This is a genomic window from Bradyrhizobium sp. T-1, from assembly GCF_053592855.1.
This window is the reverse complement of sequence record NZ_CM132115.1, coordinates 4522041-4538338: the sequence shown is the minus strand read 5'-3', so window position 1 is coordinate 4538338 and position 16298 is coordinate 4522041. Positions and strand designations below refer to the sequence as shown.

General features: G+C 64.1%; 15 protein-coding genes. 11 read left to right on the top strand and 4 right to left on the bottom strand.

The features are described from left to right. Nucleotides 1-27 precede the first annotated feature (27 nt). From ACWAT4_RS22075 to ACWAT4_RS22040, 8 genes are all read left to right on the top strand, one after another. Nucleotides 28-1167 (top strand): cysteine desulfurase family protein, encoded by a 1140-nt coding sequence (locus ACWAT4_RS22075; protein WP_449728058.1) that lies wholly within the window; start codon nt 28-30, stop codon nt 1165-1167. 113 nt (nt 1168-1280) lie between these two features. Continuing rightward, a complete protein-coding gene (sufB, locus tag ACWAT4_RS22070; RefSeq protein WP_212427748.1) occupies nt 1281-2777 on the top strand; it encodes a Fe-S cluster assembly protein SufB in 1497 nt (498 codons plus the stop codon). A gap of 61 nt (nt 2778-2838) precedes the next feature. Continuing rightward, entirely contained in the window at nt 2839-3591 is a 753-nt protein-coding gene (gene sufC, locus ACWAT4_RS22065) for a Fe-S cluster assembly ATPase SufC (RefSeq protein ID WP_212299667.1), read from the top strand. Nucleotides 3592-3602: 11 nt separating this feature from the next. Beyond that, nucleotides 3603-4907 (top strand): Fe-S cluster assembly protein SufD, encoded by a 1305-nt coding sequence (gene sufD, locus ACWAT4_RS22060; RefSeq protein WP_449728057.1) that lies wholly within the window; start codon nt 3603-3605, stop codon nt 4905-4907. Further along, a complete protein-coding gene (locus tag ACWAT4_RS22055) occupies nt 4904-6151 on the top strand; it encodes a cysteine desulfurase (protein ID WP_449728056.1) in 1248 nt (415 codons plus the stop codon). Before sufD ends, ACWAT4_RS22055 begins: the two co-directional genes overlap by 4 nt. After that, the gene (locus ACWAT4_RS22050) at nt 6148-6519 is read left to right on the top strand and encodes an SUF system Fe-S cluster assembly protein (protein ID WP_212427745.1); all 372 of its coding nucleotides are present in this window, start codon (nt 6148-6150) and stop codon (nt 6517-6519) included. Before ACWAT4_RS22055 ends, ACWAT4_RS22050 begins: the two co-directional genes overlap by 4 nt. Nucleotides 6520-6568: 49 nt before the next feature. After that, on the top strand, nt 6569-6967 hold the full coding sequence (locus ACWAT4_RS22045) for a HesB/IscA family protein (protein ID WP_212299670.1): 399 nt from the start codon (nt 6569-6571) through the stop codon (nt 6965-6967). A 167-nt stretch (nt 6968-7134) separates the two neighbouring features. Further along, nucleotides 7135-7551, top strand: coding sequence for a TfoX/Sxy family protein (locus tag ACWAT4_RS22040; protein WP_212299671.1), 417 nt, complete (start codon nt 7135-7137; stop codon nt 7549-7551). Between the two features lie 86 nt (nt 7552-7637). Here the strand turns inward: ACWAT4_RS22040 and fabA are convergent, their stop codons facing one another. The 4 genes from fabA to ACWAT4_RS22020 all read right to left on the bottom strand — a co-directional run bounded on the left by fabA (nt 7638) and on the right by ACWAT4_RS22020 (nt 12238). After that, nucleotides 7638-8168 carry a bifunctional 3-hydroxydecanoyl-ACP dehydratase/trans-2-decenoyl-ACP isomerase gene (gene fabA, locus ACWAT4_RS22035; RefSeq protein ID WP_212299672.1) on the bottom strand — a complete coding sequence of 177 codons (531 nt, stop codon included), beginning with the start codon at nt 8166-8168 and terminating at the stop codon, nt 7638-7640. Between the two features lie 94 nt (nt 8169-8262). Further along, complete coding sequence (locus ACWAT4_RS22030) at nt 8263-9330, bottom strand: GGDEF domain-containing protein (protein ID WP_449728055.1); 1068 nt, start codon at nt 9328-9330, stop codon at nt 8263-8265. Nucleotides 9331-9458: 128 nt separating this feature from the next. Beyond that, complete coding sequence (locus tag ACWAT4_RS22025) at nt 9459-10994, bottom strand: DEAD/DEAH box helicase (RefSeq protein WP_212299674.1); 1536 nt, start codon at nt 10992-10994, stop codon at nt 9459-9461. Between the two features lie 281 nt (nt 10995-11275). Beyond that, complete coding sequence (locus tag ACWAT4_RS22020; protein ID WP_212427741.1) at nt 11276-12238, bottom strand: helix-turn-helix transcriptional regulator; 963 nt, start codon at nt 12236-12238, stop codon at nt 11276-11278. Between the two features lie 192 nt (nt 12239-12430). On the opposite strand from ACWAT4_RS22020, the gene ACWAT4_RS22015 reads away from it, so the two are divergent. The 3 genes from ACWAT4_RS22015 (at nt 12431) to ACWAT4_RS22005 (ending at nt 16222) form a co-directional block, all read left to right on the top strand. Then, the gene (locus ACWAT4_RS22015; RefSeq protein WP_212299676.1) at nt 12431-13954 is read left to right on the top strand and encodes a caspase family protein; all 1524 of its coding nucleotides are present in this window, start codon (nt 12431-12433) and stop codon (nt 13952-13954) included. A gap of 61 nt (nt 13955-14015) precedes the next feature. After that, nucleotides 14016-15272, top strand: a complete 1257-nt coding sequence (locus ACWAT4_RS22010; protein WP_449728054.1) for an FAD-dependent oxidoreductase — start codon at nt 14016-14018, stop codon at nt 15270-15272. A 179-nt stretch (nt 15273-15451) separates the two neighbouring features. Next, on the top strand, nt 15452-16222 hold the full coding sequence (locus ACWAT4_RS22005) for an outer membrane protein (protein ID WP_212299678.1): 771 nt from the start codon (nt 15452-15454) through the stop codon (nt 16220-16222). Nucleotides 16223-16298 lie beyond the last annotated feature (76 nt).

The following is a 16298-nucleotide window of genomic DNA, read 5'->3' as shown; positions in this document are numbered from 1 at the left end:
GATGGCAAAAGGTGCTAAGAGGGCGCCATGCCAAACCGCGTCTATCTCGACTGGAATGCGACCACGCCGCTGCGCCCCGAGGCGCGGGCGGCGATGGTCGCCGCCTATGAGCGGATTGGCAATCCGTCCTCGGTCCATGCCGAGGGGCGGGAAGCACGGCGGCTGGTCGAGGAGGCCCGTGCCACGCTGGCGGCCGCGGTGGGCGCGCTGCCCCGGAACGTCGTGTTCACGTCCGCCGGAACCGAAGCCAATGCGCTGGCGCTGTCACCCGGCCTGCGCGGGGGGGCGGGCGAGCCGGTGCAGCGGCTTCTGGTCTCCGCGATCGAACATGCCTCGGTGCTGGCGGGGGGCCGGTTCCCGGCAGAGCGCATCAGCCAGATCCGGGTCACGCGCTCCGGGATCGTCGATCTCGATCATCTCCGCGCTCTGCTCGCCGACGGCCCGCCGGCGCTGGTCTCGGTCATGGCGGCCAATAACGAGACCGGCACGCTCCAGCCGGTCGCGGAGGCGGCGCGGATCGTCCGCGAGGCCGGCGGCCTTCTGCACGTCGATGCGATTCAGGCGCTCGGCAAAATTGCGTTCAATATTAATGCGATAGGCGCGGACCTTGCGACCTTTTCTGCGCACAAGATCGGTGGTCCGAAGGGCGTCGGTGCGCTGATCGTGGCGGAGGGGCTTGCTGGGTTGGAACCGGTCCTGCGCGGTGGCGGGCAGGAGCTCGGCCGGCGGGCGGGAACCGAGAATGTCGCCGGTATCGCGGCCTTCGGCGCGGCGGTGAAAGCTGCGCTTCAGGCTCTGCCGGAGGATGCGGAGCGCATGACAACCCTTAGAGATTGCTTGGAAAACGGCCTTCGGGCGATCGCCGGCGCGACGATCTTCGCGGATCAGGTTGCGCGGTTGCCAAATACCGTTCTCTTCACTGCGCCGGGTCTGAAGGCCGAGACCGCCGTGATCGGCTTCGACCTCGAAGGCATCGCGGTCTCCTCCGGTTCCGCCTGCTCCTCCGGGAAGGTTCAGCCCTCCCACGTGCTCTCGGCCATGGGATTCGATGCCACCGTTGCCCAGGGAGCGGTGCGTCTCAGTCTGGGCTGGTCCACGGAACCGGCGGACATCAATAGGACGTTAGAGGCTTGGCGAAAGCTCGGTAATACCCTACTTAGAGCCTAAGCGACGAAACACGGCTTGAACTGTTCTAAGCCCGTGCTTTCCGCACAGAAACATCGTAATAGTCGTTCGAGTTTGATCCACCGCGGTCCTTGAAACCGCGAGCGGAGGATGGAATGCCAGCCGTACAAGAGACGGTCGAGCGCGTGAAGCGCATCGACGTCGACCAGTATCGTTATGGGTTTGAGACCCTGATCGACTCCGAGAAGGCTCCCAAGGGGCTGTCGGAAGAGATCGTAAAGTTCATCTCGCAGAAAAAGAACGAACCCGACTGGATGCTCCAGTGGCGGCTCGATGCCTATCGGCGCTGGCTGACCATGACCGAGCCGACCTGGGCGCGTGTCGACTATCCCAAGATCGACTTCCAGGATCTCTATTACTACGCCGCGCCGAAGCCGAAGAAGACGGTCACCTCGCTCGACGAGATCGATCCGGAGATCCTGAAGACCTACGAGAAGCTCGGCATTCCCTTGCGGGAAGTCGCCATGCTCGAAGGCGTCGAGCCCAAGCCCGGCGAGCAAGATCCCGCGCGTCGCAAGATCGCGGTCGATGCCGTCTTCGATTCGGTCTCCGTTGCGACCACCTTCAAGGCGGAGCTGAAGAAGGCCGGCGTGATCTTCATGCCGATCTCGGAAGCGATCCGCGAGCACCCTGAACTGGTGCAGAAATATCTCGGCTCGGTGGTTCCGACCTCGGACAATTTCTACGCCACGCTGAACTCGGCGGTGTTCTCCGACGGCTCGTTCGTCTACGTGCCGCCGGGCGTGCGCTGCCCGATGGAGCTGTCGACCTATTTCCGCATCAACGAGCGCAACACCGGCCAGTTCGAGCGCACGCTGATCATCGCGGACAAGGGTTCCTATGTCTCCTATCTCGAAGGCTGCACCGCTCCGCAGCGCGACGAGAACCAGCTGCATGCCGCCGTGGTCGAGCTCGTCGCGCATGACGACGCCGAGATCAAATATTCGACTGTGCAGAACTGGTACCCCGGCAATTCGGAAGGCAAGGGCGGCATCTACAATTTCGTCACCAAGCGTGGCGACTGCCGCGGCAACCATTCCAAGATCTCCTGGACCCAGGTCGAAACGGGTTCAGCGATCACCTGGAAGTATCCGAGCTGCATTCTCCGCGGCGACAATTCGCGCGGCGAGTTCTACTCGATCGCGATCTCGAACGGCTTCCAGCAGGTCGATTCCGGCACCAAGATGATCCATCTCGGCAAGAACACGTCGAGCCGCATCATCTCGAAGGGTATCGCCGCCGGCAAATCGCAGAACACCTATCGCGGTCTCGTCACCGCGCACCGGAAAGCGACCGGCGCGCGCAATTTCACCGCATGTGACTCGCTGTTGATCGGCGACAAATGCGGCGCGCACACCGTGCCGTACATCGAGGCCAAGAACTCGTCGGCGACGTTCGAGCACGAGGCGACGACGTCGAAGATCTCCGAGGACGTGCTGTTCTACTGCATCCAGCGCGGCCTCAGCCAGGAAGAGGCTGTCGGCCTCGTCGTCAACGGCTTCGTCAAGGATGTGCTGCAGCAACTGCCGATGGAATTCGCGGTGGAAGCGCAGAAGCTGATCTCGATCTCGCTTGAAGGGTCGGTTGGCTGATCGCCGACCCCAGCGGTGCGCCACGGCGCTCAAACATCAATTGAATAAACTGGATACCAAGATGGCTTTGCTTGAAGTGAAAGACCTCAAGGTTCGTGTCGAGGAGCGTGAGATCCTCCACGGGCTGACGCTGACCGTGAACGAGGGCGAGGTGCACGCGATCATGGGGCCGAACGGCTCCGGCAAATCGACGCTCTCCCACGTCATCGCCGGCAAGCCCGGTTATGAGGTCACCGACGGCCAGATCCTGTTCAAGGGCGAGGACCTTCTGGAAATGGATCCCAACGAGCGCGCCGCGAAGGGCGTGTTCCTGGCGTTCCAGTACCCGGTCGAGATTCCCGGCGTCGCCACCATGACCTTCCTGCGCACGGCGCTGAACGCACAGCGCAAGGCGCGCGGCGAGAGCGAATATTCGACGCCGGACTTTCTGAAGAAGGTCCGCGAGGTCTCGAAGTCGCTGAACATTCCGCAGGACATGCTCAAGCGCGGCGTCAATGTCGGCTTCTCCGGCGGCGAGAAGAAGCGCAACGAGGTGCTGCAGATGGCTCTGTTCGAGCCGAGCCTGTGCATCCTCGACGAGATGGATTCGGGCCTCGACATCGACGCGCTGCGCATCGCGGCCGACGGTGTCAACGCGCTCCGCTCGCCGGGCCGTGCGATGGTCGTGATCACCCATTATCAGCGGCTGCTGAACTACATCGTGCCCGACGTCGTGCACGTGATGTCGAAGGGCCGTGTGGTGAAGAGCGGCGGCAAGGAATTGGCGCTGGAGCTGGAAGCGTCCGGCTACGCCCAGTTCGAGGATGCCGCGTAAGGAATTTTGCGATGAACGTTGCTGTGGCTAAGACCGGAGGTGGCCGCGCGGTGAGCGATCTGTTCGCCAGCGCCGAAGGCCGCCTGGCGGGTTCGCCTTCCGTAATCGCGGTCCGCCGCGAGGCGTTCGAGACCTATGAGCGTCTCGGCCTGCCGCACCGCCGGATCGAGGAATGGAAATACACCGACCTGCGCGCGCTGGTCGGCGAGGTGCCGCCGCTGGCAGCCGCGCCCGATGCGGCCGCGCTGAAGCGCGCTGCGGACGCCGTGAAGACACACGCGATCGTGGGCGCCCGCAAGCTGGTGCTGGTTGACGGTGTGTTCGCGGCTGATCTGTCCGATGTCAAGGCGCTTGCCTCCGAGGTGAGCTTCAAGACGTTGCGGGAAGCGCTGGAGAAAGACTCGGGTCTGCTGACGACCGCCGCCACCGACGCCGTGATCGCGCTGAACGCTGCCATGGCGACCGACGGTGTGGTGCTGTCGATTGCCGACGGCACGCAGCTGTCCGCGCCGATCCAGATCATCCACATTGCGACGGCAGCTTCCGCATCTGGCTTCACCCGCTCGCAAGTCGCGATCGGGAAGGGCGCGCGTGCCACCATCGTCGAGAGCTTCGTTGCGGCTGGCGCCAAGGCCTACCAGGTCAACGACGCCTTGATCGTCACGGTCGGCGACGATGCCGATGTCGCACATATCCGCCTGATGGACGATGCGCCTGACGCCGTGAACGTCTCGTCGCATTTCGTCACCATCGGCGCCAATGTGAAGTTCAACTTTTTCAACATGACCACGGGGGCCGCGGTCAGCCGCCTGCAGGGTTTCATCACGCTGGCAGGCGAGGGCAGCGAGCTCTCGGCCAATGGCGTCAACCTGCTGCAGAAGACCGAGCATGGCGACACCACGCTGGTGGTCGACCATGCCGTGCCGAACTGCGTCAGCCGCGAAGTCTTCCGTGCCGTGATCGACGATCGCGCCCACTCGGTGTTTCAGGGCCGCATCATCGTTCGTCCCGACGCGCAGAAAACCGACGGCAAGATGATGACCCGTGCGTTGCTGCTCTCGGACGAAGCCGAGGCCGACAACAAGCCGGAGCTCGAGATCTTCGCCGATGACGTCTCCTGCGGCCACGGTGCCACCGCCGGCGCGTTGGACGACAGCCTCTTGTTCTACCTGAAGGCCCGTGGCCTGCCGGAGAAGCAGGCCCAGGCGCTGCTAATCCAGGCGTTCGTTGGCGAGGCGATCGAGCAGATCGCCGATGATGGCCTTCGCGAGCACGTGATCGGCATTGCCGAGCGCTGGCTGGAGCGGCGGTCATGAGCACGCATCCCGCAGTCAAGAACGGCGTCTATGACGTCGCGCGCGTGCGCCAGGACTTTCCGGCGCTCGCCATGCAGGTCTATGGCAAGCCGCTGGTCTATCTCGACAACGCCGCCTCGGCGCAGAAGCCGAGCGCCGTGCTCGACCGCATGACGCAGGCCTATACGAGCGAATACGCCAACGTGCATCGCGGGCTGCACTACCTCGCCAATGCGGCGACGGAGGCTTACGAGGGCGGCCGCACCAAGGTGGCGCAGTTCATCAATGCTGCTCGAACCGAGGAAGTGATCTTCACCCGCAACGCCACGGAGGCGATCAACCTCGTCGCGTCGTCCTGGGGCGGGCCGAACATCAAAGAGGGCGACGAGATCGTCATCTCGATCATGGAGCACCACTCCAACATCGTGCCGTGGCATTTCCTCAGGGAACGCCAGGGTGCCGTGATCAAGTGGGCGCCGGTCGACGATGAGGGTAACTTCCTCATCGACGAGTTCGAGAAGCTGCTGACGCCGAAGACCAAGCTGGTCGCGATCACGCAGATGTCGAACGCGCTCGGCACCATCGTCCCAGTCAAGGACGTCGTGAAGATCGCCCGCGCCCGCGGCATTCCCGTGCTGGTCGACGGCAGCCAGGGCGCGGTGCATCTGCCGGTCGACGTCCAGGACATCGGCTGCGACTTTTACGTCTTCACCGGCCACAAGGTATACGGTCCGACCGGCATCGGCGTGCTTTGGGCCAAGTACGACCACCTCGTCGCGATGCGCCCCTTTAACGGCGGCGGCGAGATGATCCGCGAGGTCTCGCGTGATGTCGTCACCTATGGCGATCCGCCGCACAAGTTCGAAGCGGGCACGCCCGCGATCGTCGAGGCCGTCGGTCTTGGCGCCGCCATCGATTACGTCAATTCGATCGGCAAGGAGCGCATCGCCGCGCACGAGAACGACCTCACCACCTATGCCCAGGAGAAGCTGCGCGAGATCAACTCGGTCAGGCTGATCGGCACCGCCCGCGGCAAGGGACCGGTGATCTCCTTCGAGCTCAAGGGCGCACACGCTCATGACGTCGCCACCGTGATCGACCGCCAGGGCATCGCAGTGCGCGCCGGCACCCATTGCGTGATGCCGCTTTTAGAGCGGTTCAACGTGACCGCCACCTGCCGCGCCTCGTTCGGCATGTATAATACGCGGGAAGAAGTCGATCATCTGGCACAGGCGCTGCTCAAGGCGCGGGATTTGTTCGCATGAGTGACACGGCCGAAATCAAAGCCAATCCGATGGAGACTCATTCGGCGCTGCCGCCGGAGGAGACCGAGCGTCTCACCGCCGAGATCATCGCCGGCCTCAAGACCGTTTTCGACCCGGAAATCCCCGCCGACATTTACGAGCTCGGCCTGATCTACAAGGTCGAGATCAAGGACGATCGTTCCGTCGACGTTCAGATGACGCTGACGACGCCGAACTGCCCGGCCGCCGGCGAGCTGCCGACCATGGTCGAGAACGCGGTCGCAAGCGTTCCCGGCGTCGGCGTGGTCGACGTCAAGGTCGTCTGGGAGCCGGCCTGGACGCCGGAGCGCATGAGCGACGAGGCTCGCCTCGTGCTCAACATGTGGTGACGCGTACCCCCGATATTGAATTCGCTTCGCAACGGACCACATCACTGACATGACACAGGCAACACCAGCATCCACTCCGAAGCCCCGGCGGCCCCGCCCGCAGGTGATGCGGCTGACGGATGCAGCGGCCCAGCGCATCAGCGAACTGACGAGCCGCGCCGATTCCGAGATCGTCGGCCTGCGCGTCGGCGTCAAGAACGGTGGCTGCGCCGGCCAGTCCTACACGGTCGAATACGCTCACGAGATCCGCCCGACCGACGAGGTCGTCGAGGACAAGGGCGTCAAGATCCTGGTTGATCCCAAGGCCGTCCTGTTCCTGCTCGGCACCGAGATGGACTACAAGACCGACAAGATGCAGGCCCAGTTCGTCTTCAACAATCCCAACCAGATCTCGGCTTGCGGCTGCGGCGAGTCGGTCGAGCTGCGTCCGGCCAAGATCGACGGGTAAGCCCGGCTCCGTCGTTTCACTCCGCTGTCGTCCTGGAGAATGCCAGGACCCATACCGCGTGATCTCTCGGCGATCCGAGATGTCAGTACCGACAGTCTTCGCTAAACTTCTCCCTGTGGTAATGGGTCCTGGCATTCGCCAGGACGACGTTGCGGAGAAAGTTGGCCATGGACCGCGAATTCCTGATCGACCTGTTCGCCGATTTCGGCCCCGTCGCCATTCGCAAGATGTTTTCCGGCTATGGCGTCTCCGCCGACGGCATCAACTTCGCGCTCGCCTTGCGCGCCGGCCTGTTCTTTCGCGCCGACGAGGTGACCATCCCGGACTTTGAAGCGGAAGGCTCAAAACCGTTCCAGTATTCGACCCGCGCCAAGACCGTGCTGGTGAACTCGTACTGGGAGCTGCCCGCACGCCTGTTCGACGATTCCGAGGAGCTGGCGCAATGGGCGAGGGCGGCACTCGCCGCTGCCCAGCGCGCCAAGGTGAAGAAGCGGCCGAAGGGGAAGAAGGCGAGCAAGCCTACGAAAAAGGCCGTACCGAAGAAGCGGTCGGCCAAGAAGGCAGCCAAGAAGATGGTGCTGTAGGGTGGGCAAAGCGGAGCGTGCCCACGATTAGGATTGTCATCGCGAGAGCGCGTGGGCACGGCGCGATGCGCCCACCCTACGAGTCCTTAATCTGCGGCCTTGGTCAGGCCAACGCGCATATCCTTCGCCACAAAGACAGACACGCCGTCGGCAACCACGCGCCCATCCGCGATCCCGAGCACGAGCTTGCCGCGGCGGACCATCCGCATCGCAACCTCGTAGCGCACGGATCGCGTCTCGGGCGTGATCGTCCCCGTGACCTCGACCTCGCCGACGCCGATGGCGCGGCCCTTGCCGGGCGAGCCTGACCAGCCGAGCCAGTAGCCGACCATCTGCCACATCGCATCCAGGCCGAGGCTTCCCGGCATCATCGCATCGCCGCGATAGTGGCAGTCGAAGAACCAGTGATCCGGCACAATGTCGAGCTCGCCGACGATATGGCCCTTGCCGAACTCGCCGCCGTCCAGGCTGATCTCGGTGATGCGGTCCATCATCAGCATCGGCGGCGCCGGCAATTGCGCGTTGCCCGGACCGAAATAGCCACCTTCGCTCGATCTCAGCAGCTCGTCCTTGGTGTAGGACGGTTGCGGCGTGTGAAAATCATGAGGATTGGGCACGATGACGAGTCCTCGCTGCGAATTGGCGAGGAAGATGTCGTTCGTCAGCTTGGAATGTCAAGCAGGGTCGGATCCCGCAGGCCCCTTACTCGCCTCAAGCCACCCGATTGTGTGTCTCGACCGCGTATTCCGGGTCGACTTCGCAGATCACGCGGTTGCGGCCGTTGCGCTTGGCGGCGTAGAGGCAGGCATCCGCGCGCTCGATCAGTGCGTCGGTGTCGTCGCCTTGTTTCAGCAAGGAGACGCCAACGGAGATGGTGACGCGACCGAGGATCTCGCCGGTGGACTTCTTCTTCAATTCCTTCGCCATCACGGCGCGGCGGATATGGTCGGCGACGGTGAGGGCCTGGCGCAGCGCGGTGTTGGGCAGCACCACCGCGAATTCCTCGCCGCCATAGCGTGCCGTGATGTCCTGGCCCTTGATGGTCTGCTTCAGCGACAGGCCAACGAGCCGGAGCACCTGGTCGCCGGTGAGATGGCCGTAGGAATCGTTGAACGACTTGAAGTGGTCGATGTCGAGCAGCAACAGCGACAGCGGCTCACCACCGGCAAGTGCGCTCTGTACGGCCATGCCGATCATGCGGTCGAAATATTTGCGGTTGCCGAGACCAGTCAAAGGATCTGTCAGGCTCTCGGCACGGATTGCCTCGAGGCTCTGCTGGAGATTGCTGATCTCGTTCTTCGACAGTGTCAGCCGGTCTTCCAGCGTCTTGTTGATCTCGCGCATCTCACTGGTCGAGCGCAGCAGGGCTTCGACGATCGTCCTGACCTGCTCGGGGCTCTTGGCCGAGGTCAATTGCTCGCTCGCACCCGACAGACTGGCATCGTAGGCGCCGGTCATGCCGAGCGCATCGCTCAGCACAGTCATCACGTCGTCGATCTCGCCGATGACGCGTGCGCCGACCTTGTCGATGCGGTCGGTGGTTTTGATGTGAGACAGATAGGTATCGTAGATCTGTTCGAGATCGGCTTCGGTCAGCTTGCCGTTGCGCGCGAGCGTCTCGTTGATGATCTTGTTGAGCGGGGCGTTGTAGCCGGTCGCGTAGACGTACCAGATCTCGTAATTGCGGGGAATTGCGGTTTGCTTCAACGACCGGATCTGACCGAGCGCCACCTCGGCGAACGCCATCGTGCGTTCGTGTTCGTCGAGAACCTTGACCACAGAACATACCCCACAGCGGTCGGTGCGCGCGCGACCGCAGCAATGCTTAAATTATGTTCGTAGGCTAACGGACGATCATGAACGGTCGGTAAACGGCCGGCAGCTCAACTCAGGCGTGTATCGTGATGTCAGGCCCCGGCGGGGGAGCGGACCGGCCGCAACAAGAAGGCGGGGAGATGCGAGTGATCGCCGGGCTCGGTGTCGACCTCGCGCTGGCGGCGCGGTTCGGGGCGGCCAATCGACGGCACGTGCGAATTGTTGGCCTGCTGGCGCGCACCATGACGCGCCTCGGATTGCCTGGCTTCGCGCGGCGGCCTCGCCTCGCGCGCCGGCCGAGCTTCGCCGGTGGGCCGTGCCTCGGCTGCAGGCCTTGCGTCGGCCGAGAGGCTCGCTTCGGCGCGCGGCTCGTGGCTGCGCTCACGATCACGACCGCGCGGGCCGCGCTCGCGCTGTGGCTTGCCGCGTCCGCCGCGAGAACGCTCACGGCCGCGCGATTCGCGCGAACGGTCGCTCTGCTCACCCGAATCCGCATGCACTTCGTAGTCGCCTTCGGCGCGGGGGATGCTCTGGCCGATCAGCTTCTCGATCGCCACCATCGACTTCTGGTCGAGCGGCGTCACGATCGAGATCGCGGTGCCGGTGCGGCCGGCACGGCCGGTGCGGCCGACGCGATGGACGTAATCGTCGGGATGATGGGGGACGTCGAAATTGAAGACGTGGCTGACCTCGGGAATGTCGAGGCCGCGGGCGGCGACGTCGGAGGCGACGAGGAGGGGAAGCTCGCCCTTGCGGAATTGCTCGAGTGCGGCCATGCGGGCCGGCTGGTCCATGTCGCCATGCAGCGCGCCGACGCTGAAGCCGTGCTTCTGAAGCGATTTGTGAACGATCGCCACCTCGCGCTTGCGATTGCAGAAGATGATCGCGTTCTTGAGATCCTTGGCCTCGCGCAGCAGGCGGCGAAGCAGCTCGCGCTTTTCATGCGCCTCGCGTCCGGCGGGGACCTGCGACTGCGTGACGGTGACGGCGGTGGTGGCGGGCTTGGAGACTTCGACCTTCTGCGGATTGTGCAGGAAAGCTTCGGTGATGCGCCGGATTTCCGGCGGCATGGTCGCGGTGAAGAACAGGGTCTGCCGCGTGAAAGGAACGAGCTTGCAGATGCGCTCGATGTCGGGAATGAAGCCCATGTCCAGCATGCGGTCGGCTTCGTCGATGACGAGCAGTTCGACGCCGGTGAGCAGCAGGCCGCCGCGCTCGGTATGGTCGAGCAGACGGCCCGGGGTGGCGATCAGCACGTCGACGCCGCGCGTCAGCTTGGCATCCTGGTCGCCGAAGGAGACGCCGCCGATCAGGAGGGCGACGTTGAGCTTCTGGCCGGCGCCGTAGCGGTCGAAGTTTTCTTTCACCTGGGCTGCGAGCTCGCGGGTCGGCTCCAGGATCAGCGTGCGCGGCATTCGCGCGCGCGCTCTGCCCTTTTCGAGAATGGTGAGCATCGGCAGCACGAAAGCCGCGGTCTTGCCGGTGCCGGTCTGGGCGATGCCGAGCACGTCCTTGCGTGCGAGGACGTGGGGGATCGCCTGTTCCTGAATGGGGGTGGGATTGGTGTAACCGGTGGCCGCCACTGCGGCGAGGACTTTTTCGGACAGTCCGAGATTGGAAAAGGACATTGAGCCTCTGGTCGAAACCGCCGTTCGGAATCGAGAGTAAAAAGGCTGTCGCGTTCCACCCCGAAACGGCGCGCTCTCAAAGAAGCTGGGGGTGCTGACTCACGCGAACAAAGCGCCAAGCTCAGGAATCGCTCTTCGATACCGAGCCGCGTCGACCCGGAACATAGGGCGGAATCGGCCAAAGTCAATGCAGCAGGCACGGGAAGGTCCTTAAAACCCTAAGGTTTTTGCCCAAATAGCGGGCGTAGCTCGGCTTTTTGCCGCGGCAGCCGGCCCGAGGGTTAACGCCTCCCTGCTGCCTGGGCGCGGAAATCGCCGGGCGCCATGCCGTAGGCGGCGTTGAAGACCCGGTAGTAGGTCGCCAGGCTCTCGAAACCGCAGGCGGCGGCGATATCTGCGATCAGCCGCTCCGGCGCTTCACGCATCAAGCGGCGGCTTCTCTTCAACCGCTCTTCGGTCACGGTCTGGGAGAAGCTGCGGTCGGCGACCTCAAACAGCATGTGCAGGTGCCGCACGGAGACGCCGAGCAGGTCGGCCACCCGTGTCGGCGCCAGATCCGGATCCTCGAGATGTCGTGCGATCAGGCGCCGCGCCAGCGACAGGCGGGCGGTTCGCAGCGCGGCCTGTCCGCGCCGGCTGCCCGGCCTGACGATGCCACGTTCGATCAGCGCCAGATGTCCCAGCGCCTGCACCAGCGGCAGGGCGCCAGGCGACCCATCATTCGCGGCCGTCTCGCCGAGATCGGTAAAGCAAGCGTCGAGCAGCGGCGCCAGAGCAGGATCGATGAAGGGTTTGGGCGCCAGCTCGCGCATGCGCTTGTCCTGTGTCGCGAGGCCGCTGACGGGGATCTTCAGAATACGCAGGTGGAAGCCGGAGGCGCCCAGCGGCTTGGTGCGGTAGGGCAGGTCGGTGTGGCTGGTGGCGAAGCTGCCATTGGCAATCGCAAAATCGCTGGAGCGCATGCCGCCGAACCAGCCGCCGCCACCGAGTTGCTGGTAGACGCAGATGCTGTCACCGGGGGCGTCGCTGATGTCGGCCTGGCTGCGTTCGACGGCATAGGGCGAAGCCTTCAGCTCGACCAGGGCGCCATTGCCGACCTGGCTCAGCGAGAATTCACCGTGGAAGTCGCCGCGCCGTTCGCGCTCCAGTTCTGCGGTGACCCCGAACAGCCCCTTGGCGCGCACCTCGCGCCAAAAGTCGAAGCGGTCGTGCGGCTCGACCTCGTCGGTGCACCAGCGAACCACGGCAGCCCCTCGTCTCGAACGGAATTCCGCCAAAGAAAAAGCAGATTCCGGCGGAATCTGCCATAGGTCAGGTGATGGAACTGCTCGGGCGCGCCGGTTGAACCGCCGTTACGGCTGGACCGACTATCACATCAACGGCGTAAGGTCCCGCATGGAGCCTGCGGGGAGCCGTTCAGAAGCGGGAACACTGAGATGACGCGTCGGGTTTTCAGAATTTTGGCGGCGCTTGGCCTGGCGGCGAGCCTCAGCGGTTTCGCAGGCCCTGCACACGCCGAAAAGCGCGTCGCGCTCGTCGTCGGCAACAACGACTACAAGAACGTTCCAAAACTCCTCAAGGCCGTCAACGACGCCCGCACCATGGGAGACACGCTGAAGCAGCTCGGCTTCCAGGTGATGGTCGCCGAAAACCAGAACCGTCAGCAATTCGCCGAAACGCTGCTCGCCTTCGACCGGGCGATCGAGCCCGGCGATACCGCGTTCTTCTTCTACGCCGGCCACGGTTTTGAGATCGCGGGCCAGAACTATCTGCTGCCGACCGACGTGCCGGCCGCGACCGAAGGCCAGGAAGAGCTGGTGCGCGACGCCTCCATTCTCGCCGATCGCGTCGTCGAGCGTCTGCAGAACAAGAAGGCGCGCACCTCGATCCTGGTGTTCGACGCCTGCCGCAACAATCCGTTCGAACGATCAGGCACGCGCGCAGTCGCCGGTGGCGGCGGCCTTGCGCCGATGACGCAATTGCCCGAGGGCGTGTTCTCGGTGTTCTCGGCGGGGCCGCGCCAGACCGCGCTCGATCGCCTCTCCAATGACGATGCCAACCCGAACTCGGTGTTCACGCGCACCTTCGCCAGGGAGCTGCTCCAGCCCGGCGAGAACCTGGTTCAGGTCGCGCAGCACACGCGCCGTCTCGTCAGCGAGATGGCCGACACCGTCAGGCACAAGCAGGTGCCGGTATATTTCGACCAGATGGTCGACGACGTCTTCCTCAGTGGCGCTGCGAAGGACGCGGCAGCCGCCGCCGCGCGTCCGGCCGATCCGCCGCCGCAAAAGGTTGCGGCTTTGCCGCCGGTGTCGGTGCCGCGCGTACCGAAGGAGGAGACCACCAACGCGCCGATCGCGAGTTTCTCGCGCCACAATGGCGGCTGGAGCGTGACGTTCTCCTTCGCCGATCCCACGCTCGGCGTGTCCTGGCGCATGGCCGGCAGCGGCGATTTCCGCGAGACCGGCTTCATCGACACGCTCGACCCGCGCACGCGCAAGCGGATGCCGAACCCGTCGATCGAGCTGCCTCCGGATGCGCAGGCCGGCACCATCGAGGTGCGTTACGTCGATGCGTCCGGCGACATGCAGGGCCCGTTCCCGATCAAGTTCGATCCCGAAGCGGCGCTGATCCGCGATCAGCGCAAGATCCTTGATATGACCGCCACGAGCTGGCTGTCGTTCCGCCAGTTCAACGGGCTGCTGGTCTACTACTCGCATCTGGTGTCGTATCGTTGCGCGATCCGCGAGGTCAGGATCGGCATCGACACGGCGGTGCCGGACAAGGTGCTGAAGCTGCCGCCCTGCGATCTCCGCGATCCCTCTGCCATCACGGCCGGCATGCTGCTCTATGAGAAGCTGCCGCCGGCGACCCAGTTCATGTCCGTCGAATTGACCTATCGCGACGGCAGTGTGTCCGAGGTCAAGAGCTTCCGGACGGCCAACCGCAGCAACAATTGAACATGGTCCCGGCGCCCGCCGGCGCTACAATCGCCTGAGCGATGGCAGCGAAAGTCGGGTCATGGACACAGTCACCTCGGAACAGCCCGCATCGCGCGGCCGAAGAGTCCGCTGCTGTATCGTCGGCGGCGGGCCTGCGGGCATGATGCTCGGCTATCTCCTGGGACGCGCCGGCATCGATGTCGTGGTGCTGGAGAAGCACGCCGATTTCTTCCGCGATTTTCGCGGCGATACCGTGCATCCCTCGACGCTTCAGGTGATGGACGAGCTCGGCCTGATCGATGGTTTCCTCAAGCTCCCGCATCAGCGGCTGCAGACGATGGACGGCCTGATCGGTGGCTCCAAGGTGCGGATCGCCGATCTGCGCCGGTTGAACACGAAGTACCCGTTCATCGCCTTCATGCCGCAATGGGATTTTCTCAATTTCCTGCGCGAGTCCGGCAAGCGCTTCGCCTCGCTCGGGGTGCTGATGAATACGGAGGCGGTCGACCTGATCCGCCACGGCGAAATCGTTGCCGGCGTGCGTGCGAGGACGCCAGACGGCATCGTCGACATCGAGGCCGATCTCACCATCGCCTGCGATGGCCGGCATTCGACCGTGCGCGAGCGCGCAGGCCTCAGCGTGGAGGAAATCGGCGCGCCGATGGACGTCCTGTGGTTCCGCGCCGGGCGAACTCCCGACGAGACCGAAAATTTGTTCGCCCGTGTCGAGTCCGGCAAGATGATGGTTACCTTCGATCGCGGCGACTACTGGCAATGCGCCTATGTCATCGCCAAGGGACAATACGAAGCGGTGAAGGCGAGGGGATTGCCGGCGCTGCTCGAGGATGTCGTGCGCATGGCGCCGGTGCTCAAGCGTGGCGTTGCCGATGTGAAGAGCTTCGACGACGTCAAATTGCTGACCGTCGCGATCAACCGTCTGGGCCGCTGGACGCGGCCCGGGCTGCTGTGCATTGGCGATGCCGCGCATGCGATGTCGCCGGTCGGTGGCGTCGGCGTCAATCTGGCCGTTCAGGATGCGGTCGCCGCAGCCAATCTGCTTGCGGACGCGCTGACGCGCGGCTGTCCGTCCGAGCATGAGCTCGATGCCGTACGCCGCCGCCGCGAGTTTCCGGTGAAGATGACGCAGGCGATGCAGGTGATCGTCCAGAACAACATCATCAGCGGCGCGCTGAAGGGCGGCGACCGGCCGCTCAAGGTGCCGCTGATCGTGCGTCTGATCACCGCACTGCCGTGGCTTCAGGGCATCCCGGCGCGCTTCATTGCGTTCGGCGTGCGACCCGAGCACGTGCATTCGAGAGCTGCGGCGGTCTCCTGATGCAGGGATTTGGTAGGGATAATGTCGCGTTAAATTGCAGCTTTCGCGTTGCGCGCGTGCAACAGCGCCGAGGGATTCAAAGCCGGCCAGACGGCAATCCGGCGCCTTAACTTTCTTGATTCAAATTTGAGTAAGAACTGCGTGTGAGCGTGCGCCCATCAAAGGACACGGGGTGTACCATGCGTAACAAATTGATTGCTGCCTTCGCCTGCACGACTGCTCTGGTTTCGACCGGCGCTGCTTCCGCCGCCGATCTCGCCGCGCGTCCGTACACCAAGGCGCCTGCTTATATCGAGCCGCTATTCAACTGGACCGGTTTCTATGTCGGTGGCCACATCGGTGGCGCCTGGACCAACGAGCAGTTCATCAACAATGGCGTCGGCGCGCCGTTCGGCGATCTGACGCCGGGCCAGGGCTATCGTCAGCGCGGTGCCGGCATCATGGGCGGCGCCCAGATCGGCTACAACTGGCAGGCCAACAACTACGTGTTCGGCATGGAAGGCACGATCTCGGGCCTCGACAACAAGGGCTCGTTCACCAATACCGCCTTCGGTGCCGGTGACGACGTGTTCTCCTGGCGCGCCAACGTTCTGGCGACTGTCGTCGGTCGCGCTGGCTTCGCGGTTCAGAACAACCTGTTCTACGTCAAGGGAGGCTACGCCGGCGTCAACAACCGTCTCAGCGTCAGTGACACGGTCGCTCCGGCGACGGGGTCGGGCGGTCAGACCCACTGGGCCAACGGCTGGACCGTCGGCGCCGGCTGGGAATACGGCGTCACCCGCAACTGGATCGTCGGCCTCGAATACAATTACGCCGCCTTCGGCAGCCAGACCTACCAGCTCGGCGGCACCTCGGGCAATTACACGTTCGATGCCAAGCCGCGTGACATCCAGTGGGCTGTCGTCCGCGCCAGCTACAAGTTCGACGCGCCTGTGATCGCGCGCTACTGAGCAACAAACGACCAATCAAAGAAAAGATCACGATCAAATTAAAAGCCCCGGCTTCCACCGGGGCTTCTTTTTTGCG

Coding starts and splice junctions, on each gene's coding strand:
- ACWAT4_RS22075 (WP_449728058.1), top strand. CDS start 28: ATGCCAAACCGCGTCTATCTCGACTGGAATGCGACCACGCCGCTGCGC.
- sufB (WP_212427748.1), top strand. CDS start 1,281: ATGCCAGCCGTACAAGAGACGGTCGAGCGCGTGAAGCGCATCGACGTC.
- sufC (WP_212299667.1), top strand. CDS start 2,839: ATGGCTTTGCTTGAAGTGAAAGACCTCAAGGTTCGTGTCGAGGAGCGT.
- sufD (WP_449728057.1), top strand. CDS start 3,603: ATGAACGTTGCTGTGGCTAAGACCGGAGGTGGCCGCGCGGTGAGCGAT.
- ACWAT4_RS22055 (WP_449728056.1), top strand. CDS start 4,904: ATGAGCACGCATCCCGCAGTCAAGAACGGCGTCTATGACGTCGCGCGC.
- ACWAT4_RS22050 (WP_212427745.1), top strand. CDS start 6,148: ATGAGTGACACGGCCGAAATCAAAGCCAATCCGATGGAGACTCATTCG.
- ACWAT4_RS22045 (WP_212299670.1), top strand. CDS start 6,569: ATGACACAGGCAACACCAGCATCCACTCCGAAGCCCCGGCGGCCCCGC.
- ACWAT4_RS22040 (WP_212299671.1), top strand. CDS start 7,135: ATGGACCGCGAATTCCTGATCGACCTGTTCGCCGATTTCGGCCCCGTC.
- ACWAT4_RS22025 (WP_212299674.1), bottom strand. CDS start 10,994: ATGTCCTTTTCCAATCTCGGACTGTCCGAAAAAGTCCTCGCCGCAGTG.
- ACWAT4_RS22015 (WP_212299676.1), top strand. CDS start 12,431: ATGACGCGTCGGGTTTTCAGAATTTTGGCGGCGCTTGGCCTGGCGGCG.
- ACWAT4_RS22010 (WP_449728054.1), top strand. CDS start 14,016: ATGGACACAGTCACCTCGGAACAGCCCGCATCGCGCGGCCGAAGAGTC.
- ACWAT4_RS22005 (WP_212299678.1), top strand. CDS start 15,452: ATGCGTAACAAATTGATTGCTGCCTTCGCCTGCACGACTGCTCTGGTT.